General features: G+C 48.3%; 20 protein-coding genes. 9 read left to right on the forward strand and 11 right to left on the reverse strand.

What is annotated here, in order from left to right; genetic code table 11:
* Positions 1 to 80: 80 nt before the first annotated feature.
* Positions 81 to 1,478 carry an AmpG family muropeptide MFS transporter gene (locus ACUZ8J_RS17100; RefSeq protein ID WP_011623898.1) on the forward strand — a complete coding sequence of 466 codons (1,398 nt, stop codon included), beginning with the start codon at positions 81 to 83 and terminating at the stop codon, positions 1,476 to 1,478.
* A gap of 90 nt (positions 1,479 to 1,568) precedes the next feature.
* On the opposite strand, the gene ACUZ8J_RS17105 is transcribed toward ACUZ8J_RS17100, so the two are convergent.
* Positions 1,569 to 2,054, reverse strand: coding sequence for a YajQ family cyclic di-GMP-binding protein (locus ACUZ8J_RS17105; protein ID WP_011623899.1), 486 nt, complete (start codon positions 2,052 to 2,054; stop codon positions 1,569 to 1,571).
* A 162-nt stretch (positions 2,055 to 2,216) separates the two neighbouring features.
* On the opposite strand from ACUZ8J_RS17105, the gene ACUZ8J_RS17110 reads away from it, so the two are divergent.
* The 4 genes from ACUZ8J_RS17110 (at position 2,217) to ACUZ8J_RS17125 (ending at position 5,590) form a co-directional block, all read left to right on the forward strand.
* Positions 2,217 to 2,579 (forward strand): VanZ family protein, encoded by a 363-nt coding sequence (locus ACUZ8J_RS17110; protein ID WP_011623900.1) that lies wholly within the window; start codon positions 2,217 to 2,219, stop codon positions 2,577 to 2,579.
* Positions 2,579 to 3,559 (forward strand): ketopantoate reductase family protein, encoded by a 981-nt coding sequence (locus ACUZ8J_RS17115; RefSeq protein WP_446694455.1) that lies wholly within the window; start codon positions 2,579 to 2,581, stop codon positions 3,557 to 3,559. Before ACUZ8J_RS17110 ends, ACUZ8J_RS17115 begins: the two co-directional genes overlap by 1 nt.
* Before the next feature lie 295 nt (positions 3,560 to 3,854).
* Complete coding sequence (locus tag ACUZ8J_RS17120) at positions 3,855 to 4,193, forward strand: P-II family nitrogen regulator (protein WP_089068421.1); 339 nt, start codon at positions 3,855 to 3,857, stop codon at positions 4,191 to 4,193.
* The gene (locus tag ACUZ8J_RS17125) at positions 4,190 to 5,590 is read left to right on the forward strand and encodes an ammonium transporter (protein WP_446694456.1); all 1,401 of its coding nucleotides are present in this window, start codon (positions 4,190 to 4,192) and stop codon (positions 5,588 to 5,590) included. The genes ACUZ8J_RS17120 and ACUZ8J_RS17125 overlap by 4 nt, the downstream gene beginning before the upstream one ends.
* Positions 5,591 to 5,652: 62 nt before the next feature.
* Here ACUZ8J_RS17125 and ACUZ8J_RS17130 read toward each other — a convergent pair whose 3' ends face one another.
* From ACUZ8J_RS17130 to ACUZ8J_RS17155, 6 genes are all read right to left on the reverse strand, one after another.
* Positions 5,653 to 7,209 carry an EAL domain-containing protein gene (locus tag ACUZ8J_RS17130; RefSeq protein ID WP_446694457.1) on the reverse strand — a complete coding sequence of 519 codons (1,557 nt, stop codon included), beginning with the start codon at positions 7,207 to 7,209 and terminating at the stop codon, positions 5,653 to 5,655.
* 172 nt (positions 7,210 to 7,381) lie between these two features.
* Positions 7,382 to 8,254 carry a multidrug transporter gene (locus ACUZ8J_RS17135; protein ID WP_446694458.1) on the reverse strand — a complete coding sequence of 291 codons (873 nt, stop codon included), beginning with the start codon at positions 8,252 to 8,254 and terminating at the stop codon, positions 7,382 to 7,384.
* Between the two features lie 164 nt (positions 8,255 to 8,418).
* The gene (gene kdsA, locus ACUZ8J_RS17140) at positions 8,419 to 9,267 is read right to left on the reverse strand and encodes a 3-deoxy-8-phosphooctulonate synthase (protein ID WP_011623905.1); all 849 of its coding nucleotides are present in this window, start codon (positions 9,265 to 9,267) and stop codon (positions 8,419 to 8,421) included.
* A gap of 57 nt (positions 9,268 to 9,324) precedes the next feature.
* Positions 9,325 to 10,572, reverse strand: a complete 1,248-nt coding sequence (locus ACUZ8J_RS17145; protein ID WP_374908593.1) for a DUF819 family protein — start codon at positions 10,570 to 10,572, stop codon at positions 9,325 to 9,327.
* Positions 10,573 to 10,716: 144 nt separating this feature from the next.
* The gene (locus ACUZ8J_RS17150) at positions 10,717 to 11,505 is read right to left on the reverse strand and encodes a transglutaminase family protein (RefSeq protein WP_374916135.1); all 789 of its coding nucleotides are present in this window, start codon (positions 11,503 to 11,505) and stop codon (positions 10,717 to 10,719) included.
* Positions 11,505 to 11,900 (reverse strand): SirB2 family protein, encoded by a 396-nt coding sequence (locus tag ACUZ8J_RS17155; protein WP_011623908.1) that lies wholly within the window; start codon positions 11,898 to 11,900, stop codon positions 11,505 to 11,507. Before ACUZ8J_RS17155 ends, ACUZ8J_RS17150 begins: the two co-directional genes overlap by 1 nt.
* A 118-nt stretch (positions 11,901 to 12,018) precedes the next feature.
* Here ACUZ8J_RS17155 and ACUZ8J_RS17160 point away from each other — a divergent pair, with 118 nt between their 5' ends.
* Positions 12,019 to 12,432, forward strand: coding sequence for a GNAT family N-acetyltransferase (locus ACUZ8J_RS17160; protein ID WP_446694459.1), 414 nt, complete (start codon positions 12,019 to 12,021; stop codon positions 12,430 to 12,432).
* A gap of 145 nt (positions 12,433 to 12,577) precedes the next feature.
* On the opposite strand, the gene prmC is transcribed toward ACUZ8J_RS17160, so the two are convergent.
* From prmC to hemA, 3 genes are read right to left on the reverse strand one after another with little or no spacing between them, the layout of a single operon-like run.
* Positions 12,578 to 13,438: a peptide chain release factor N(5)-glutamine methyltransferase gene (prmC, locus tag ACUZ8J_RS17165; RefSeq protein WP_446694460.1), complete on the reverse strand. Its 861-nt coding sequence runs from the start codon at positions 13,436 to 13,438 to the stop codon at positions 12,578 to 12,580.
* A gap of 2 nt (positions 13,439 to 13,440) precedes the next feature.
* Positions 13,441 to 14,532 (reverse strand): peptide chain release factor 1, encoded by a 1,092-nt coding sequence (gene prfA / locus ACUZ8J_RS17170; protein WP_218738017.1) that lies wholly within the window; start codon positions 14,530 to 14,532, stop codon positions 13,441 to 13,443.
* Positions 14,533 to 14,546: 14 nt separating this feature from the next.
* Positions 14,547 to 15,797 (reverse strand): glutamyl-tRNA reductase, encoded by a 1,251-nt coding sequence (hemA, locus tag ACUZ8J_RS17175; protein WP_037422253.1) that lies wholly within the window; start codon positions 15,795 to 15,797, stop codon positions 14,547 to 14,549.
* 254 nt (positions 15,798 to 16,051) lie between these two features.
* Here hemA and lolB point away from each other — a divergent pair, with 254 nt between their 5' ends.
* The 3 genes from lolB (at position 16,052) to ACUZ8J_RS17190 (ending at position 18,613) form a co-directional block, all read left to right on the forward strand.
* The gene (gene lolB / locus ACUZ8J_RS17180; RefSeq protein WP_446694461.1) at positions 16,052 to 16,696 is read left to right on the forward strand and encodes a lipoprotein insertase outer membrane protein LolB; all 645 of its coding nucleotides are present in this window, start codon (positions 16,052 to 16,054) and stop codon (positions 16,694 to 16,696) included.
* A 1-nt stretch (position 16,697) separates the two neighbouring features.
* On the forward strand, positions 16,698 to 17,552 hold the full coding sequence (gene ispE, locus ACUZ8J_RS17185) for a 4-(cytidine 5'-diphospho)-2-C-methyl-D-erythritol kinase (protein ID WP_342204739.1): 855 nt from the start codon (positions 16,698 to 16,700) through the stop codon (positions 17,550 to 17,552).
* A 113-nt stretch (positions 17,553 to 17,665) separates the two neighbouring features.
* Positions 17,666 to 18,613, forward strand: coding sequence for a ribose-phosphate pyrophosphokinase (locus ACUZ8J_RS17190; protein WP_133178484.1), 948 nt, complete (start codon positions 17,666 to 17,668; stop codon positions 18,611 to 18,613).
* Positions 18,614 to 18,798: 185 nt separating this feature from the next.
* On the opposite strand, the gene ACUZ8J_RS17195 is transcribed toward ACUZ8J_RS17190, so the two are convergent.
* Complete coding sequence (locus ACUZ8J_RS17195) at positions 18,799 to 20,661, reverse strand: methyl-accepting chemotaxis protein (RefSeq protein ID WP_446694462.1); 1,863 nt, start codon at positions 20,659 to 20,661, stop codon at positions 18,799 to 18,801.
* Between the last annotated feature and the right edge of the window lie 273 nt (positions 20,662 to 20,934).

The raw sequence follows: 20,934 nt of genomic DNA on the forward strand, positions 1-20,934 counted from the left end.
GAGCATCAAAAGGATACGCATTAATCCTTGAATCCCACCGCATCTTACCCGTAAGCTAGGCGGATTCGACTCCTCGGCTCATGCTTATGTTCGTAATCGGTTTAAATCGGCGCATCTTAGAATTCTTTAGCGTTTACTACCATAAGCGCGTGTTGATACTGCTGTTACTCGGCTTTTCTGCCGGCCTGCCATTAATGTTGGTCTTTTCAACCTTGTCTTTTTGGCTACGGGAAGCGGGAGTCGACCGTACTTCTATCGGGTATTTCAGCTGGATAGCGCTGGCTTATGCCTTCAAATGGGCCTGGTCGCCCTTGGTGGACAGATTATCTCTGCCCATACTGACGCGCTTTTTAGGTCGTCGGCGCAGTTGGATGTTGTTCGCCCAACTGCTATTGGTCGGCGCGATTTTGGGCATGTCCTTTAGCGACCCACTGCAAGATCTCGAACGCTTAGCCGTATTTGCCCTGATGGTCGCCTTTGCATCTGCCACTCAAGATATTGTGATTGATGCCTTTCGGATTGAATCTGCCCCCGAAAAAATGCAGGCCGCGCTTGCTGCCGCCTATCAGGTGGGCTATCGCAGCGCCATGATTGTGGCGACCGCTGGTGCGCTCAGCATCGCCGCTTGGGTTGAGCCAGGCAATACCGAATATAACCTGCTCGCTTGGCAAACTTCCTATTTGGTGATGGCAGGACTGATGTTTGTCGGGGTGTTAACAACGCTTTTTAGCCGCGAGCCACAGGTCGATACCCGCGCCGCCGATGAGACCGAATTAGCGGTAAAACAACGCTTGAGCGAGCGTTATCCCAAGCCCGTTGCGGCGAGTCTCTCATGGATTTATACCGCCAGCATACTGCCCTTTATTGACTTTTTTAAACGCTATGGCCGTAGCGCCATTTTGATTCTTTTGCTGATTTCCTGCTATCGCATTTCGGATATTGTGATGGGGATTATGGCCAACGTGTTCTACGTGGACATGGGATTTAGCAAAGAAGAAATTGCTTATCTGAGTAAGATCTATGGCCTTATCATGACCTTAGTTGGCGCAGCCTTTGGCGGTATCCTATTAGCCCGCTTCGGCACCATGAAGATTTTATTCCTTGGCGCCCTCTTGGTCGCCGTCACCAATTTGCTGTTTGCTTGGCAGGCGATGATTGGGTACAACGTCCAATTTTTAACCTTCGCGATCTCAGTCGATAACTTTAGTGCCGGTATTGCCACCGCCGCCTTTATCGCTTACCTCTCGAGCCTCACCAGCAGCGGCTACAGTGCGACCCAATATGCGCTACTCTCCTCAATTATGTTGCTCTTCCCTAAGTTTATTGCTGGCTTCTCGGGCGCCTATGTCGATGCCTATGGCTATGTGAACTTCTTTGTCGCTGCCAGTGTGATTGGTTTTCCCGTGTTACTGCTTATTCATTTAGTGAATAGATACGTACCCCATGGCAGCAAAGACAACGCCGAATCTAAGCAATAAAAAAGCCCCTCGCCTTTGATAGCGAGGGGCTTTTGAATCTCTATCAGCACACTGACTCGAGGTGAATCAAATGCTGGCTAGGCTTTGCGATTAATCGCGGAAGTTATTGAACTGGAAAGGCTGACCCAGATCCGCTTGACGCACTAACGCCATCACAGCTTGTAAATCATCGCGAGCTTTACCCGTCACACGCACTGTGTCGCCTTGGATCTGAGATTGCACTTTAATCTTGCTATCCTTGACCATCTTAACGATTTTCTTGGCGATATCCGTCTCGATCCCTTGCTTAAAGCGCACTTTAAGAGAGAAAGTCTTGCCACTATGTACCGACTTTTCGTCGACATCCATAGTCGAAGGCTCAACGTTACGCTTGCTCAATTGGGTACGCAGAATATCGACCAACTGCTTGCACTGGAAATCATCTTCCGCGGTGAGAGTCACCACATGATCTTTATATTCGATGCTGGCATCTTTACCACGAAAATCGAATCGGCTGCTGAGTTCACGGCGGGAGTTTTCGACCGCGTTACGTAATTCAACCTCATCCACTTCAGACACAATATCAAATGAAGGCATAGTTGCCGCCCCTTAGGTGATTGTAAATGCCCATAGTTTACCGACTCCCTCCCCCAAGTTGAAGGTTAACTTTACCCAAGCAAGATAAAACTCGGGTTATGGATGACTTTGGCGGCACATTTTCCTATTATGGCGTCACACTAAGATAATCAAATTGTATTTGTGATAACTAAAAACACCCTATTCAAATTGGCTTTAGCCGTAGCCTTTGTCGTGATCAGTTATCTGGTGTTTTCCAGACCAACCTATTCGCAAAGTATCCCCAATATCGATAAGGTAGGCCATCTTGGGAGCTTCTTCTGTCTCTCTTATCTGACCTTTCTCGCCTTTCGCCCTAAGTGGTACTGGCTCTCGCTGGTGCTTGCCGCCTACGCGATTTTGATTGAGCTAGTGCAATCGCGTTTACCCTACCGCAGCGCCTCTGTCGGCGATGTGTTAGCTGACTTTGCTGGTATCGCTTTGTTTTACTTCTGTCTTTGGGCCTATCGAAAATACTTTAGCGCCGCCCAACTCAAGGAAGAATAATGTTCGGCCAAGGTGCGTCATCCGCTATGGAGCCTCAAATCACCGATATCGCGATTTTAGGGGCTGGCGCCGTGGGGCAATTGATTTGCCATCAACTGCATTCGGCGGGATTAGCCGTAGGCCTGATAGCGCGTGAATCAGTATCCACTTCTGAGGCGACGGATGGGCAAGACCTTGTGTTTTGCCCTCTGCCATCAACGGATGCAAGTGCCGACTCAGTCTCATACCGAGTGCCTAAAGTCAGTTTAGACAGCACAGGCTTACAGCAGGTTAAGCTGCTAATTGTGTGCGTTAAGGCTTATCAAGTCGTTGATGCTATTAGCCCTTTACTCGACAAACTCTCGCCCCAGTGTCATATCCTGTTATTACATAATGGCATGGGTCCACACTTGGCTCTCGCGCCTAAATTACAGGGTCGCGGCTTAAGCCTTGGCACCACCTCACAAGGCGTGCTGCGCCAGTCCCGCTGGCAAGTCAAACAAACCGGTCAAGGCTTGACCCAGTTTGGCCATTTTACCGGCCCCGCATTACCACACACACTGCGTGATGGGCTGCTCAACGCTATCCCCAGCAGTGAATGGGTTGAGGCAATTATCCCGAGTCTTTGGCAAAAGCTTGCGGTAAACGCCGCGATTAATCCGTTGACTGCCCTGCATCAATGCCCGAATGGCACCTTGGCTCAAGCACAATTTACCCAGACCATCGCCAGTATCTTAGATGAACTGGTCGAGGTGGCCGCCCACGATGGTATCGAGCTGGATAGACAAATGCTTGAAGAGCGCGTGTATCGGGTGATTGAACTCACGGCCGCGAATTTCTCGTCGATGCACCAAGATGTAGCACACCATAGGCCAACCGAGATTGAACAAATTAATGGTTATATTTGCGACCGCGCCAGCGCGCACGGTTTAAGTGCAGCCACCAATACCCAAATGTGCCAAGCCATTAAACAGCTGTCGGCAATAACGCCACAAGCTTAATCAATATACTCAATTGATTTTAAATGGATTTCCCCCTATCCAACCGAGCTTAATAAAACTCAGTGATATTCCAGCATTTTTAAATGCACTCGAATTGGTATTTCGGTGCCAAATGCACCATCACAGCGCACCAAATCGGGGCGCAATCACCTGTTTTCGCACTGTTTTGCGGCAAAAACGCTGTCTATTTGAGTGCCCCACTTTGTTAACATAATGATAATAAAAACATTATTGTTATGGCCTGATTCCTGCTTTGTTCACCTAACTTACGTCTGAAGTTCGTTGGAGAATAAAGTTGAAACTCATCACCGCTATTATTAAACCCTTTAAAATTGATGATGTACGTGAAGCGCTGACGCAACTTGGCATCCAAGGTATGACAGTGACCGAAGTACGCGGTTTTGGTCGCCAGAAGGGACATACAGAGCTGTATCGCGGCGCCGAATATGCGGTCGATTTTCTCCCCAAAATGAAGCTTGAAATCGCCATCCATTCCGAGCAGGAGGATGCGGTCATCGAAGCCATTGTTGCCGCGGCTCACACGGGTAAAGTCGGCGACGGCAAGATATTCGTCACCCCACTCGAGCAAGTGATCCGCGTGCGCACCGCTGAGGAAGGGAGTGATGCAATATGAGCCAACAGACAACCGCACTTAACGCTACGCTCGAGCGCAGCACGAATACCCAAATCAGCCAGCACACTCAGTCCGCGAAGCCAAACGCCCGTTATTCAAAATTGGGTTATCAGGCATTATTGGCGCTGTTCGCCAGCAGCTTTGCGGGCACGGCTTTGGCCGATGAGGCGCAGCTCAGCGGCGCCAACACAGCATGGATTTTAAGCTCATCAGCACTCGTCCTATTGATGACACTCCCAGGGCTGGCGCTGTTTTACGGCGGTCTGGTGCGCAGTAAAAACGTGCTATCAATTTTAATGCAGTGTTTTTCTATCGCCGCTATCGCCTCCGTGCTGTGGTTTGTGGTGGGTTACTCTATCGCCTTCGATACCGGCAACGGTTTTATCGGCGGGCTTGACAAAGCTTTTCTAGCCAGCATTGGTCGCGATAGTGTCAGTGGGGATATTCCCGAACCTTTATTTATGCTTTTCCAGATGACCTTCGCGATTATCACGCCAGCGCTGATCATCGGTGGCTTTGCCGAGCGGATGAGGTTCTCCGCCGTACTGATGTTTTCAAGCGCTTGGTTGCTGTTAGTCTATGCACCTATCACCCACTGGGTGTGGGGCGGCGGCTGGTTGGCGGAACTTGGCCTGTATGACTTTGCTGGCGGTACAGTCGTACACATTACCGCTGGGGTGGCGGCACTGGTGGCGGCAAAAGTGTTAGGGCCGCGTAAGGGATTCTTAAACTCGGCCATTATGCCCCATAACCTGACCATGACAGTGACAGGCGCGGGCATGTTGTGGGTAGGCTGGTTTGGCTTTAATGGCGGCAGCGCTTTAGGCGCCAATGGCACTGCGGCCATGGCGATTCTCGCGACCCATCTAGCCGCGTCAATGGGCGCCATCACGTGGGCAGGTATCGAGTGGTATAAATTCGGTAAGGCCAGTGCACTCGGTATCGTCACCGGCATGGTGGCAGGCCTTGGCACTATCACTCCTGCATCGGGTTATGTCGGCCCTGCTGGCGCGTTAGTTATCGGTTTTCTTGGCGGCGTGGTCTGCTTCTTTTCAACCGTCTACATTAAACAAAAGCTTAAGATTGATGACTCACTCGATGTGTTCCCAGTGCATGGTGTCGGCGGTATTCTCGGTACGTTACTGGCGGGAGTATTTAGTTCGACTCAGCTTGGGATCTTCAGCGGTTATGGCTTTGCCAGTGTGAACCACACTATGCTCGACCAACTCGGGGCACAGGCCATTGGCGTTATCGCTACGTTCACCTATACAGCGATTGTAACTTGGTTATTGTTTGTGGTGATTGGCAAAATCCTCGGCGGACTTCGCGTCAGCACAGAGCAAGAAGTGAATGGCCTAGACCTTTCCGAACACGAAGAAACAGGCTATAGCCTGTAGCTCGATGACTACACTTGCCGTCAGGACTCACATCCTGATGGCAAGTTTACTGATACCGCTTGTTAATGAACCTTCAGCCATTGCCTAAGCTCATCTAATTTCATCGGCTTAGCGTATAAATAGCCCTGCAAAGAATGCACATTACGACTGATTAAATAGTCCGCCTGCTCTTGGGTCTCCACCCCTTCGGCCACAGCCACATAATTCATCTTATGGCAGAGTTCGATGATGGTATCGAGCACATGGGAGGTCACCGAATCTTGGCCTATGGTATCGATAAAGCATTTATCGATTTTAAGGTAATCCAAGGTAAAGGTTTGCAGCAGCGACAAGGTTGTCTGCCCAGTGCCAAAATCGTCAATCGCCACCAGAATCCCCAGCTCACGTAGCGCCGCAATTCGCTCACACATATCCGCCGTTAATAATTGCCGCTCGGTGATTTCGATTAACGGCTGCACACCGATTTCGGCAAACGCATCCCTAAGGTAACGAAACTTAGCCTCGATATCGCTTTGGATAAAATGTTCGGGCGCCACGTTAAAACCGACCCTAAAACCCGGTTCCACTTGCATCGAGCTAAAATCGGCCAAGGCCCGTTCAAAAATATAATTGGTTAATGGCACAATTAATTGGCTTTCTTCGGCGATGGGAATAAACAAATCAGGACGAACTAAGCCCATTTGCGGATGTTGCCAGCGCACCAGTGCTTCAACGCCTTTGGCTTTGCCATCTTCACTGCCTACAATAGGTTGGTATACGAGGAAAAACTCTTTATTTTCAATGCCGCTTCTAATGTCGTCCGCAAGGGAGTGGCGCCCACGACGCTTTGTCAGCAATAGGCTAGACAATATGATCAGGGTAAATATCTGCGGCAGTGATAATGCAAAGGCAATCCAATAAAAATGCCAAAACAATCCCTTAGAGATCTCCAGCAGGATGACAAAATCCTGATGCACATCAAACTGATCCTTCGCCAATACCCTAATAACTTGATTACCACTAAACTGCGGGCTTGAGGGCAACGTCGCCCCATGTAAGCCAAGCACAACGGTTTTCACCGCGCGAGGAAAGACATCCGGCTGAATGAAACTATCGATCAGGTATTGGCCTTCGGAAACAACCACGGCGCCGTATTGCGTATTCTCATTCTTATAAATCGTGATGATCGCTGGTACGCCCGGCCGAGCAGGCGTCTCAGGCACGATATATTGCGCGCCATCTTGCAAACTATTCGCTGGAAGTAAGGTATTTAAGGGGAGATTCACCCCGCCCGTAGTCGACGAGCAGTAAAACTCGTTTGCATTGAAGAGTAATACGCCCCGAAAATAAGGCTGAAAATGCATATATTCGGTTAACTTGCCGCAATCTTGTTCAGTTAAGTCCTTGGCAAACTCACCCACTTCATCCGATAAGTCTAAGATTGCCTCTAGACGCTCCAAATTGAAACGGCCAATCTCCGCGGCTTTATTATGGCTTAAATAGCCTGCGATAAAGTAACTCAATAGCAAAGCTAAAAAGATGGGCAACAGAAGTAAGGTTAGCCAGTGTTTTAATGTCAATTCGGATAAGGAGAAGATGTGACGCATCGAAATTTGGGCAAGAATCGTACGGACTGGCATAGTAACAAATCCCCGTTGAATCGATTGTTAATTTTTGTATCGACAGTATCTTAGCCACTTAAAGAATCAAAGATATAGCCGATTTGGTCTTTCTTGCCCTATGTTTTGATTAATCGATTATCGGGCCTGCGCAACTTAACTAATCGATACCGACTTTGCCATCAATTGCGCATTATTCCCACATCACTAATATCGCCGCCAAGGCGATTAAGATAAGGCCGAGCAACTCTTTAATTTTCACTTTCTCTTTAAGCCAGAATGCCGAAATCAACATCATAAAGAAGATTTCTACTTGGCCTAGGGTTTTCACGTAGGGTACGGCCTGCAAAGACATGGCACTAAACCAACCAATGGAGCCAAAGCAGCTAGCGGTACTCGTCAGCAAGGTTAACCTAGGCCGTTGGATTAAGGCGATTAACGTTTCCTTATCCTTTAGGACTAAATAACTCACTAACACTAAGGTTTGCAAACTGATCACGCATAACAATACCCAAGCGGCGCTATGGGGAAAGCCGACATTTAACCTCAGGCTTGCTTCCCTCACCCATAAAGAGGTCAGTGCAAAGGCGCTACCGCTAGCAATGCCGAGCAGCACAGTGCTTAGGGATAACTGCCTAAGCCCTTGCTTGGCACTCAATAAAAACACGGCAACGCCACCTAAAATCACCCCAATCCAACCGAGTAACGATAAATGGGTGCCAAAAAAGAAAGTGCCTAATATCGCGGCGACGATGGCCTCACTCTTGGCAAGCCCGGCACCGATGGCAAAATTTTGTTGTTGAAACAACTTAACCATCAAGCCAGTCGCGAGGATCTGCATCATGGATGCGCCGACAATAAAGCCGATATATTCCGCCGTAAAATGCGGTAATCCCACATTGTCCCAAAGATATAACAGCCCAAGATACAAGGCCGCAATCGGGCCTGCCCAAATAAACCGCGCCAAGGTGACGCCCGCCACCTTAACCTCTTTACTCAGTTGGCTCTGAAAGGCATTGCGCCACGCCTGCATAAATGCGGCTAATAAGGTAAAGAAAATCCACATCCGAGCTATCCTGTTACTGCCAGACGGCACTCTGACATGGGTTATGCGCTAAATTGCAGCCAACATCATAAACACAAGGTATTGATATCGCTATGGAGAAAATTTCACCCAATAAAAAACCCCGAACGATTCGGGGCTTTTTAGTTAAGAAGGTTCAGCCAAGCTTATTTGCTGGTATCAATCGGGTCGAAGGATTTCACCAAATCATCAATCGCCTTCATCTGCTTCAGGTAGTTTTCTAACTGGTGCAGTGGTAAGGCGCATGGACCATCACACTTAGCGTTATCTGGATCTGGGTGGGCCTCAATAAACAGACCCGCTAAGCCTAAGGCCATGCCACTACGAGCTAATTCAGTCGCTTGAGCACGACGGCCGCCCGCAGAATCGGCACGACCACCGGGGCGTTGCAATGCGTGGGTAGCATCGAAAATCACTGGATAGCCGGATTGCTTCATCTCATCCATGCCCAGCATATCAACGACTAGGTTGTTGTAACCAAAGCATGAACCACGCTCACACAGGATAATCTCATCGTTACCCGCTTCGTTAAACTTAGTGATGATATGGCGCATTTCATGGGGCGCTAAAAACTGTGGCTTTTTCACGTTGATGATAGCGCCCGTTTTCGCCATGGCGACAACGAGGTCAGTTTGGCGCGCTAAGAAAGCAGGTAGCTGAATAATATCAACCACTTCAGCGACAGGCGCACATTGGTAAGGCTCATGCACGTCGGTGATTAATGGCAGATTGAAAGTCTTTTTGATTTCTTCAAAAATCTTTAAGCCTTCTTCCATGCCAGGACCACGGTAAGAGTTAACAGAAGAGCGGTTAGCCTTGTCGAACGACGCCTTGAAAACATAGGGAATACCCAGTTTTTGCGTCACTTCGGCATAGGTTTCAGCAATCGACATAGCGAGATCGCGAGACTCAAGCACGTTCATGCCACCAAACAACACGAAAGGTTTATCGTTAGCGATCTCGATTGAACCTAGGTTTATGATTTTATTACTCATCGCAACTTCTCTCTAAAATGCTGGAACCTTACCAGCGCTGAACAGGAGCTAAGGCTACTATACCGCGACGGCTTGCAGTAACTGACCGCAGAGCCACGCCATATAAGTGCCTAGCGCATAACCAAATACGGCTAACAATACCCCAACAGGGGCTAAAGCTGGGTGGAACGCCGCCGCCACAACTGGCGCCGATGCCGCTCCACCTACGTTTGCCTGACTGCCCACGGCCATATAAAACAAAGGAGCCTTAATTAACTTAGCAATCAATAACATAAAACCAGCGTGCACTATCATCCAAATAATGCCCACTAAAAAATATAGCGGCGTATCAAGGACCTTGCTTACATCCATATGTAAACCAATGGTCGCCACCAAAATATACAAGAATGCCGACGCTACCTTAGAAGCCCCCGCCGCCTCTAAATGGCGCATAGGGCTAAAGGACATGGCTAAACCTATGGTGGTCACAATCACCACTAGCCAGAAGAACTTAGAGGTTAAGCTGTAATCCTCAGTCCAAGGATAGTTGGCCTCAAAATAAGGGCCGAGGAAATCGGCGGCAATATGGGCCACGCCCGTGATGCCAAAACCGACGGCCACAATCAGCATCAAATCACGCAGGCTTGGAATACGTGCATTTTCAGCATGATACTGCTCAACCTTGTTCTTTAAGGTCTCAATTGCTGTGGTATCTGCACCTGTCTTGGCATCGATTTCTTTGGCTTTTGATGCCATAAACAACAATACCGCCATCCAAATATTGGCCACAATCACATCGACTGTCACCATCACGGAGAAGATATTGCCGCCCACTTCATAAATTTCCTTCATCGCGGCTTGGTTCGCACCGCCGCCAATCCAGCTCCCCGCGAGGGTCGTCATGCCACGCCACACAGCATCAGGACTATCGACACCAATCAATGAGGGTTCGATAAAGGACACTACGAACAGTGCAATCGGCCCGCCGATCACAATGCCGACAGTCCCAGTTAAAAACATGATCACCGCCTTAGGCCCCAGTCCTAAGATGGCTTTTAAATCCACACTTAAAATCAGTAGCACCAAACAGGCGGGCAATAGATAACGCGAGGCCACATAGTAAAGCTGCGATGTGCCACCATCGATCACCCCAAAGGTATTCAACAACGATGGCAAGAAATAGCAGAGTAATAACGCTGGGATAAAACGGTAAAACTTTTGCCAAAATGGATGGCTACTACTACTGGTATAAAACACAAATCCCAGAATCGTTGCCAATATTCCCAGCGCCACCGCGTCATTGGTGACTAATGCCGTGCTTGCCATGTGTATTCTCCCTGTTTGGTACAGTTGTTATTGTATTTATGCTAAAAACTGCCGTTTGCAGTTAGTGGGCAAACTTCCCATTCGCCCGATTTATTGTTGTTTTTTAGAAAAACAAGGAGAGCCTGTTAGGCTCTCCTTTAAGATTTAGTGATAGATTTCAGCGTGTTCACTGAGCTCTTTGAGCTGCATTTTGACGATTTCGATAACAGGATCATGCGGACTGTTATCGACAAAGTGTTGCAGATCGGCCGCAGCGACATTGATACATCCCAGTTGCTGGGCGATAAAGGCGCGCTCCCGATTTAGGTGCACATCATCTGGGTGCCACTGTAGCAGTAAGTTGCAACATTCCATCGCCGCCTCAAATTGATGCGACACGATACACCCCGCCTTAAGCTCATGCAGCATGCGTGAAATCAGCTTCTTCACCGACGCCGCCTTTAAGTAGCTTGGCTTAAGTTCAGCCGCGTTACCCAACTCACCGCGCACTAACACATGGAGCTGGTGCTTCGTTAGCTCTTTGCCCGTCAGTGGGTCGTGATAACGCACAACACCAGCAACATGACTGCGAAGCACGGTATTACCCGGTAAGAGTAAGGCTTCGAGCTCTAAATCGAGCTGCTTGGCCAGTAGCATCAAAACCGTCGCCAGTGTGGTGCTATTGCCCTGTTTAGTGATAAGGCAAGTGCCTAAGTCCGCCGCTTCGGTACTGAAGTAATTGTCGCGGACACAAAAACCCAAGTCCTGATAAAACCAATGCAGCAACGCATTAAAGCGTTGCTGTTGATCCACCAGGTAATGACTTAATACGGCTCCCGCCAATTCAAACCAAGCCCATTTCGCCGCTTCGAGGTTTGAAAATCCAAGGTGAGCACCTACATCCAATGCCGACTCGGGCAAAGAAATGCCATCTTGCAGATTGTATTTACCCATTAACCCAATAATACCGCTTGTTTAAAATGCGCCAATTTGGCGGCGTAAACTAACCAACCTAATGCACCTAAAAAGGCAAAAACTTTGAACAATTTGTTTCTGTTCGCTTTTATCGCAATCACGCCCAAGGCAATATACGCGAGCACGGCGCCAATCTTTTCGGTCAACCAAGGGTCCACAAAGGGATATTGCTTGATCATAAAGCACAGGGTTAAGCCCGACAGCAGTAAAAAAGTGTCGATAACATGGGGCGCGATTTTGAATACTTTCTTGCCCATCAGTGCTGACTGACGTAAGTGCAACACAAAACGAACGACAAAAAACAGCACACTCACGGCAATTAAGGTTAAATGCAGGTGCTTAACAGCAGGATAAAGACTGTAAAAAGTTTCCATTGTGATACTTATGGCCAGTGACAAAGGCGCTAGTTTACCCTAATCATAACGCCAGACCAATGCCTAACGCGCGAGATTCGCAGACGAAAACCTGGCCCTCAGTTTGTAGGAAACCACAATGAATTTAATGATAATTGACGATGAGTCCGCCGAATTTGCCGATGCAGTAAAGCAAAAAATTGTCGAATTTAATCAACTGCACTGGCAAACACTGAAACGCCAAAACCTAGGATTAAAATTACAGGATGAGGATGGCAGCTTGCTCGCGGGCTTAAGCGGCAAAACCTTTGGTAATTGGCTATTGATTGACTACCTTTGGGTCGATGCCGCATTACGCCAGCAAAACATCGGCTCACGCTTATTATTCGAGGCCGAAACCAAGGCCAAACAACGCGGCTGCCAATTTGTCCTACTCGATACCTTAGATTTTCAAGCCAAACCTTTCTATGAGCGCCACGGATATCGCGTGCAATGGGTACAACAAGCCTATCCCGAAACCGGCAGTAAATTCTTTATGGTCAAAGTGTTATAGCTTGAGCCTAAGCTTAGAGCTGATTTTGAAGATATTGAGTCGGGCACTTGCCAAAAGCGGCCCATTTCAACCGATACACAAATAAAAACGCCATTGATAAATAACCAATGGCGTTGTTTAGTGCTTGGCAGGATAGGATTACATATTAAATTCCAATCAAACCCATCCACTTACCCATAGTACATCTGTCGTTGCTGCCAAAATCCCGCACGGTTGCGACATTCTGATAACCCAGCTCGGTCAGTTTTTCTCTAAGCTTTACCGCCTGCTCAAAACCATGCTCGAGCAGAATATAGCCGTTGGGCTTTAAATAATCCCGAGCGGTTTTGGCGATGTAGTAAAGATCGGCAAAGCCCTCATCGGCGGCAGTGAGCGCGCTTTGCGGCTCAAAACGCACATCCCCTTGATGTAAATGCTCATCGGCCTCATCGATGTAAGGCGGATTTGAGACAATTAAATCAAAGTCATGGGCCTTGATAGCGCTAAACCAATCACTCTGGAGGATCTCTACCTGCTCTAACTTAAGGTTAGTCCGATTCGCTTTGGCCAATGCCACCGCATCTTCCACCTTATCGACGGCAGTGATTTGCCAAGTCGCCCGCTCAGAAGCCAGCGCCAGCGCAATTGCACCGGTTCCAGTCCCTAAATCGAGCACCTTAGCATTGCTCTCAAGGGGCAAGTTTAAGGCAGTTTCGACTAAGATTTCGGTATCGGGGCGAGGAATTAACGTGGTGTCATTCACGATAAACGGCAGTGACCAAAACTCACGCTCACCCACAATATGCGCCACGGGTACGCCCTGCTGGCGACGTTGCACCATTTGCTGGAAACGTTTCCACTGCTCCACCGTTAAGGCTTTTTCGGGCCAAGTGTAGAGAAATGCACGGTTTTTATTGAGGCAATACAGCAGGAAAACCTCTGCATCCAAATGGGCGGATTCAGAGGTTGAAGCTAGCTGTACATAGGCCCATTGCAGGGCCTCGGCGATACAGGATTGATCAGCCAAAATTACCCCTGCTCGTCAGCGAGTGCGGCTAATAAATCTGCCTGATGTTCTTGCATCAGCGGTCCTAAAATCGCATCCAAGTCACCCTCCATCACTTCATTTAAGCGATATAGGGTTAAGTTAATACGATGTTCACTCACGCGGCCCTGCGGGAAGTTATAGGTACGAATCCGCTCAGAGCGGTCACCACTGGCGACCAGACTACGACGAGTTGACTCTTCAGCGCTGCGGCGTTTTTCATCTTCTACGGCTTGGATACGCGCCGCTAACACGCTCATTGCTTGTGCGCGATTTTTATGTTGCGAGCGTTGATCCTGACATTCCACCACAATCCCGGTAGGAATGTGAGTAATACGAATGGCAGAATCGGTTTTGTTAACGTGCTGACCACCTGCGCCCGATGAGCGGAAAGTATCGACCTTAAGATCGGCAGGATTAATGGAAATCGCCTCAGCTTCAGGCACTTCATGCATCACTACCACAGTTACTGCGGAAGTGTGAACTCGGCCTTGGGACTCGGTTTCAGGTACACGTTGAACGCGGTGACCACCGGATTCAAATTTGAGTTTACCGTAGGCGCCTTCACCACTGACTTTAACGATGATTTCTTTAAAACCGCCATGCTCGCCTTCGTTCGAGCTCATGATCTCGAGCTGCCAACGGTTGGCTTCAGCATAACGGCTATACATACGGAATAAGTCGCCCGCGAAGATCGCCGCTTCGTCGCCACCCGCACCGGCACGAATTTCGATAAAGGCGTTAGTGTCGTCGTTAGGATCTTTTGGTAGTAACAGAATTTGCAGTTCGGCTTCGAGACGTTCAAGTTCAGCTTTAGCAGCCTTGATTTCTTCCTGCGCCATTTCACGCATTTCAGCGTCATCTTCTTCCAGCATTTCCTTAGCAGACTCGAGATCCGCCAGTGCCTGCTGGTAGGCTTTAAAGCCTGCAACCACTTCTTCTAACTGAGAATATTCTTTGGATAACGCACGAAAACGATCCTGATCGGCAATGACAGACGCATCACCAAGCAAAGCTAAGACTTCTTCGTTGCGCTCGAGCAAGCCTTCCAGCTTGCGGATAACGGATTCCTTCATTTAACTCGCTAACCTTAGTTTTTATCTAATCCGAGCGCTGTTCTTAACTGACCTAATGTATTCAAATCCCCCTGACGGCTCGCCACCGTGAGGGCTTGGGTGGGTGCGTGAATGAGTCTATTGGTCAGGCGATTGGCTAGTTCAATCAATACCTGCTCAGTGTCGCCCCCCTGCGCTAATTTATTCAGGGCGCGTTCCACTAACTCATCCTTTATCGCCATGCTCTGGCTGCGATACTCGCGAATACTATCGACCGACTCTAAAGAACGCACCCACTCCATAAAGAGGTGAGATTGTTCTTCAGTAATTAATTCAGCTTGCTCGGCGGCCTCCTTACGGGAAGCCTTATTCTGTTCAATAATGCTATGCAGGTCGTCCACTGTATACAGAAACGCATCGTCCAAATCGGCGACTTCCGGCTCAATATCCCGGGGAACTGCTATATCAACCAATAACATAGGTTGATGGCGACGCTGCTTTAGCGCTTTTTCTACCATGCCTTTACCAAGGATTGGTAGCGGGCTGGCGGTAGAGGATATCACGATATCGGCTTTAGGGAGAAAATCTGGTATCTGTGCCAGCGTAATTGCCGTGGCATTGAACTCTTCACACATGCTTTGAGCGCGCTCTAAAGTACGGTTTGCCACCACCATAGAGGCAACACCGTTATCTTTAAGATGCTTAGCTACTAGCTCTATCGTTTCACCCGCACCGATTAACAGTACCTTAGTGGTCGACAGCGAAGAGAAGATATGTTTTGCCATGCTCACGGCCGCAAAAGCGACCGATACAGCAGCGGCACCGATTTCGGTTTCGGTACGCACTTTTTTAGCAACAGAGAAAGTATTTTGGAACAAGCGGTCAATAGTTAAGGCGACAGTGCCGGCTTCTTTGGCTTTGACAAAGGCTTGTTTAACTTGACCAAGAATCTGCGGCTCACCCAGGATCAACGAGTCAAGACCCGAAGCAACACGCATCAAATGCCTCACCGCCTCTTGTCCGTGATAATTGTAGAGGCAGGGCGCGACATCTTTATGCTCTAGGCCATGAAACTCTTCAAGCCATTCAATGATATCGGCCTCATCGCCATTGTTACAATACAACTCAGTGCGATTACAGGTCGAGACGATAACGGCTTCACCGGAGCGCGTACGACTGGCCAGACTCTTCATGGCATCATGAATTGTGTCTGGAGAGAAGGCGACTTTCTCACGCAGGTCTACCGTGGCTGTTTTATGGTTAATACCGATTGCTACAAGGCTCATCTGACTCTTTTCTAGATTCTTGGCGTCTCTCTTAATAAGGGCATTCTACTGAATTGGCCCAACTAAAAACAGAATACGCTTAACAAAACCGAATAAAGGTCTAACTTCTTACCTAAATTTTCTATCAATGATAGACAATTACCGATTAGCACGACTGAAGTTATCCCAAGTGACTGCCAATGGAAATTTTACAAATGGCATTGGTATTCTTTCCAAGCCCTCGTATCATAAGGACTTTGGTATATCAGTTATAGATGAATAATTTGAAGCGCTTCACAAAATCCATTTTCTCTTGTATCGCCTTGAGCGGACTATTGTTTTTAGGCGGCTGTGAAACACTGCCGCCTATGACCGATCTCAGCCCTATTACGGTCGATAATGCAGCCCAAGCTAAAGCGTGGGAGCTACAGGGTAAACTCGCTATCCGCACACCTGAAGATAAGCTCAGTGCCAATCTCTATTGGCGCCACAGCGAGGAACGCGACGAGCTCACGCTCACGACGATGTTAGGTACTACAGTATTGACTTTGGAGGCGACGCCTCACTCGGCTCACCTACATATTGATGACAAAGATTTTCGTGATAATAACGCCCAAGCCTTACTTGAACGCGTCAGTGGCTGGTCCATCCCGATTAACGATTTGCCCCTGTGGATCACAGGGCAAGTTGGCAGTTTAGATCGCGTTATCGCCGTTGATAGTACAGGCCAAACTAAGCAACTGCAAAATGTGCAAACGCCACCGCCTTGGTTAGTCACATTTTTAAGCTGGCAATTCCAAAGTGGCGCTAAGGTGCCTTACCAATTAACGCTCGAACGCGGTGATTTACAGCTCAAGCTTCAGCTCAATCAATGGCAAGCCTTAGGTAAACCCTCAATACTGCTCGGAGAAAAACCTTAGCATGTCCCAAGAGATTTCACGAAATTGGCCAGCTCCCGCCAAACTCAATCTGTTTTTGCATATCAACGGACGCCGCAGTGACGGTTACCATGAGTTGCAAACCCTGTTTCAATTTGTTGACTGTTGCGATCAACTCGACTTTCGAGTGACTGACACACCTGAACTGATTTTGCACTCGGACATGTCAAACGTTGTCGCGGATAGCGATAACTTAATTCTGCGAGCCGCAAAATCACTGCAACAATCTACAGGTTATCGTGGCGGTGCTGAAATCTGGCTCGATAAACGTCTGCCCATGGGCGGCGGTTTAGGCGGTGGCTCCTCGGATGCAGCCACCACACTTGTCGCCTTGAATCAGTTATGGAATACCCAATTGTCTCATGATGAATTAGCGGCAATTGGATTAAAACTCGGTGCCGATATCCCTGTTTTTATTCATGGTTTCGCTGCATTTGCCGAGGGAGTTGGAGAGTGTTTACAGACGGTTAATCCCGCTGAATTATGGTATTTAATCATTGCCCCTGACGCCCATGTTTCCACCGCAGCGGTATTCCAAGATCCGAAGCTGCCGCGTAATACGCCTAAGCTTGGCATTGACACTTTACTGAGCCAACCTTGGAGAAATGATTGCCAAGAACTGGTCGTATCTAAATACCCTCAAGTTGCCAAGGCCTTAGGCTGGCTGCTAGAATATGCGCCGTCGAGAATGACCGGAACGGGCGCATGCGTGTTTGGGGAGTTTTCGTCGCAGCAGCAAGCTCTCGCAGCCTTGGCGAAATTACCGTCTGATATGCAAGGATTTGTTGCAAAAGGGATGAATATTTCGCCGCTCATAGTGCGACTCAATCGTCCATAAACTACTTTCTTCTAGAGCAACTTTTTTCACGATAGCCCACGGGTCCGCTCCCGTCCCCGCATCGTCGTTGCTCTAGCCACTAAAATATAAAGCAAACGCCTGAGGTTCATACAGTGCCCGACATCAAGCTCTTTGCTGGGAATGCCACCCCCAGTCTCGCTAAGAAGATAGCCGATCGTCTATTTTGTAAACTCGGAGACGCAGTGGTTGGTCGTTTCAGCGATGGTGAAATCAGTGTCCAAATCAACGAAAATGTACGTGGTGCCGATGTGTTTATCATCCAATCCACCTGCGCGCCGACTAACGATAACCTCATGGAACTGATCGTGATGGTTGATGCGCTACGCCGTGCATCTGCTGGTCGTATCACTGCTGTTATTCCTTACTTTGGTTATGCTCGTCAAGACCGTCGCGTCCGCAGCGCACGTGTACCTATTACGGCAAAAGTGGTTGCTGACTTCCTGTCTAGCGTCGGTGTTGACCGCGTTTTAACCTGTGATTTACACGCTGAGCAGATCCAAGGCTTCTTCGACGTTCCTGTTGATAACGTATTTGGTAGCCCAGTGCTATTAGAAGACATGGTTGCGAAGAAGTTAGATAACCCTGTGGTTGTCTCTCCTGACATCGGTGGCGTGGTTCGTGCTCGCGCAGTGGCAAAACTGTTAGATGATTCTGATTTGGCCATTATCGATAAACGTCGTCCACAGGCAAACGTTGCACAAGTGATGCACATTATCGGCGATGTTCAAGGCCGTGACTGCATTATCGTTGACGATATGATCGACACAGGCGGCACTCTGTGTAAAGCGGCTGAAGCCCTGAAAGAACATGGTGCAAACCGCGTATTTGCTTACGCAACTCACCCAGTGTTCTCTGGCAAAGCGGCTGAAAATATCGAAAACTCAGTGATCGATGAAGTTATCGTGACCGATACTGTACCTTTAAGCCCTGAAATGCTTAAAGTGGCTAAAGTGACTCAACTGACAATGTCGGCCGTATTGGCAGAAGCCATTCGCCGCGTAAGCAACGAAGAGTCTATCTCTGCAATGTTCAGCCACTAATGGCGGCGCTTTGCATAAAAAACGCACCTTAGGGTGCGTTTTTTGTTGGTGGGTTTTATCGCAGTTATCATTTAGAGCTATTCACGTTAATTCACTCACGCAGCCATCTTAAGACAAAACCTCAGCGCTTAACTTCCCCATAAAAAACGCACCCTAAGGTGCGTTTCTGACAGACAAAAGTGCGACTAGATCTTAAAGTGACTCACAGCACTGACCAGATATTCGGCGCGGGATTTAAGTTCATCCGAAGCCGATGCATTGGCATCGGCAGCCCGAGAAGAATCCTCAGCAATATCACGGATAACGACCACGTTCTTATTCACTTCGGCGGCAACCATGCTCTGCTCTTCAATCGCTGCGGCAATCTGTGTGCTCATATCCATAATATTATGTACATCGGTATTGATAAGCTTCAGCAACTCTCCTGCCGCCGCAGCCTGCTCAGCACTCTCGGCCCCTTGCTTTTGGCTCGCATCCATTAATTGCACTATGGCGCGAGTTCGGCTTTGCAAGGTTTGAATAATGTTGGCAATTTCCTGTGTCGACGATTGAGTTCGCATCGCCAGACTGCGTACTTCATCGGCAACCACAGCAAAACCACGGCCTTGCTCACCCGCGCGAGCCGCTTCAATCGCCGCATTGAGTGCCAGTAAGTTGGTTTGCTCCGCAATGCCACGGATCACATCGAGCACGCTACCAATGGTTTCACTATCACGCTCGAGCTCATCCACCACAGAAGCGCTGCTGTTAATCTGATCTGACAGTTGTCTGATCTTAAGGATGGTTTGCTCAACCTCCGTTTGCCCTAATTGGGCGTTTTCATGGGTTTTACCCGCTTTGAGGGCTGCAAGCTCGGTAGTTTTAGCAATTTCATCAATGGTCGCGCCCATTTCGGTAATCGCCGTCGCCACCATATCGGTTTCATTAAGCTGCTGGGCAACGCCTTCAGACGCAAGCATGGCGTTCTCTGACACACTCTTACAGGAGGTGTTAATCGTGGCGACTGAGTCAATAACCTGCTCGATAAGCTGCTGGAAGCTTCCCACCATGCTGTTGAAATGCTGCGCAATTTCCCCCAGTTCATCTTGGGTCGAGGCATCGCATCTGAGGGTTAAATCCTTACTGACCTCGATACGTGAAATCACCTGAGTGATACGCTCAACTGGGGTGATAATACTGCGGATGATGAGGTAGGTAATCACAGCAAGGATCAGGGCGATAATCACGAAGACCAAAATCCCGATATTGACGCTGCTGCTTTCAGTATCATCGATGGCTTTTAACGCAAGATTATGCAGCTCGTCAGCACTCACTTCGGTCAACTTATTCGCGGCGATCAATTTCGCCATGGTGCCATCTTTTTCACTGAGACCCAGTTGCTGCTCTTTATTAACTAAGCTCTTAAAATCCTTTTGATATTGTTCAATTAAGCCCGCAATTTTATTTTGGGTATCCGTGTCTAAACTCGATGCTCTGAGGCTAGTATTGAACTTGGCGATGTTAGCGTCGAAGGTCTCGACATAGCTCATCTCGCGGCGCAGCATAAAGTCTTTTTCGTTGCGGCGTAGCTGCAACATAGCGACTTCGAGGGATAACTGGTCGTATTCCTTCAGCATGGACTCGACATTATGCACTGCCGTTCTTAGGGTGCCGTAGAGACCCGTTTTAGGGGTTAAACCAATTTCTTGTTGGAGTTGTACAACTTCGTTAAAGGCGACTTGGTACTGATTGAGGTTACGGTCAAAGCTTTCGAGTGACGCTGTGGAAACCTTGTATTTTTTAAAAATACTCTCGAGACTCGGGACTAACTCATCAATCTTTGCATGTACTTCTTTATGCTTTTCAACATATTGAATATCTTTCCGACCAAAGAAGTCCTTTTCATTTTTACGCAGTAGCAATACGTCTCGCTCTAGCTCGAGAACGGTTTGCGCGGCGTGGGAGAGTTCCGACTCAACCGAATTAGAATGAAGCTGCAATCCAAACATGGCAATCAAGGCCGTCACGGATACAGCGGCACTGAGTAACAACTTTGAGCGGATTAACATATAAAGCCCCTAATAAATAACATCTCTTAAAAAGATAGCTGGGAGTTAGGCCTTTAACAGCAAAATATCCCTGATATACAAAGTTTATCTTTTATTTATAGTGCATCGGTCGAGCAATGCTCCTCTTCACACCATCACCATTAACTGCAACGCCAGTATTAGGCTGAATATCGCGAATGATTTATCCTGCTGTATTAGCGATTACACCTGAATACCATCTGGTATAAAATTAATAACTTCATAAAGTTAGCGCTAAAAAACACCACTAATTTT

This window comes from Shewanella sp. Koi 1, assembly GCF_052907445.1.

Bases quoted from the DNA above. Each gene is read 5' to 3' on its own strand.
- prfA (WP_218738017.1), bottom strand. From the start codon at position 14,532: ATGAAGGAATCCGTTATCCGCAAGCTGGAAGGCTTGCTCGAGCGCAAC.
- ACUZ8J_RS17135 (WP_446694458.1), bottom strand. From the start codon at position 8,254: ATGTGGATTTTCTTTACCTTATTAGCCGCATTTATGCAGGCGTGGCGC.
- hemA (WP_037422253.1), bottom strand. From the start codon at position 15,797: ATGAGCCTTGTAGCAATCGGTATTAACCATAAAACAGCCACGGTAGAC.
- ACUZ8J_RS17150 (WP_374916135.1), bottom strand. From the start codon at position 11,505: ATGGGTAAATACAATCTGCAAGATGGCATTTCTTTGCCCGAGTCGGCA.
- ACUZ8J_RS17115 (WP_446694455.1), top strand. From the start codon at position 2,579: ATGTTCGGCCAAGGTGCGTCATCCGCTATGGAGCCTCAAATCACCGAT.
- ACUZ8J_RS17145 (WP_374908593.1), bottom strand. From the start codon at position 10,572: ATGGCAAGCACGGCATTAGTCACCAATGACGCGGTGGCGCTGGGAATA.
- ACUZ8J_RS17125 (WP_446694456.1), top strand. From the start codon at position 4,190: ATGAGCCAACAGACAACCGCACTTAACGCTACGCTCGAGCGCAGCACG.
- ACUZ8J_RS17195 (WP_446694462.1), bottom strand. From the start codon at position 20,661: ATGTTAATCCGCTCAAAGTTGTTACTCAGTGCCGCTGTATCCGTGACG.
- ACUZ8J_RS17100 (WP_011623898.1), top strand. From the start codon at position 81: ATGCTTATGTTCGTAATCGGTTTAAATCGGCGCATCTTAGAATTCTTT.
- ACUZ8J_RS17130 (WP_446694457.1), bottom strand. From the start codon at position 7,209: ATGCCAGTCCGTACGATTCTTGCCCAAATTTCGATGCGTCACATCTTC.
- ispE (WP_342204739.1), top strand. From the start codon at position 16,698: ATGTCCCAAGAGATTTCACGAAATTGGCCAGCTCCCGCCAAACTCAAT.
- kdsA (WP_011623905.1), bottom strand. From the start codon at position 9,267: ATGAGTAATAAAATCATAAACCTAGGTTCAATCGAGATCGCTAACGAT.
- ACUZ8J_RS17105 (WP_011623899.1), bottom strand. From the start codon at position 2,054: ATGCCTTCATTTGATATTGTGTCTGAAGTGGATGAGGTTGAATTACGT.
- lolB (WP_446694461.1), top strand. From the start codon at position 16,052: ATGAATAATTTGAAGCGCTTCACAAAATCCATTTTCTCTTGTATCGCC.
- ACUZ8J_RS17155 (WP_011623908.1), bottom strand. From the start codon at position 11,900: ATGGAAACTTTTTACAGTCTTTATCCTGCTGTTAAGCACCTGCATTTA.
- ACUZ8J_RS17160 (WP_446694459.1), top strand. From the start codon at position 12,019: ATGAATTTAATGATAATTGACGATGAGTCCGCCGAATTTGCCGATGCA.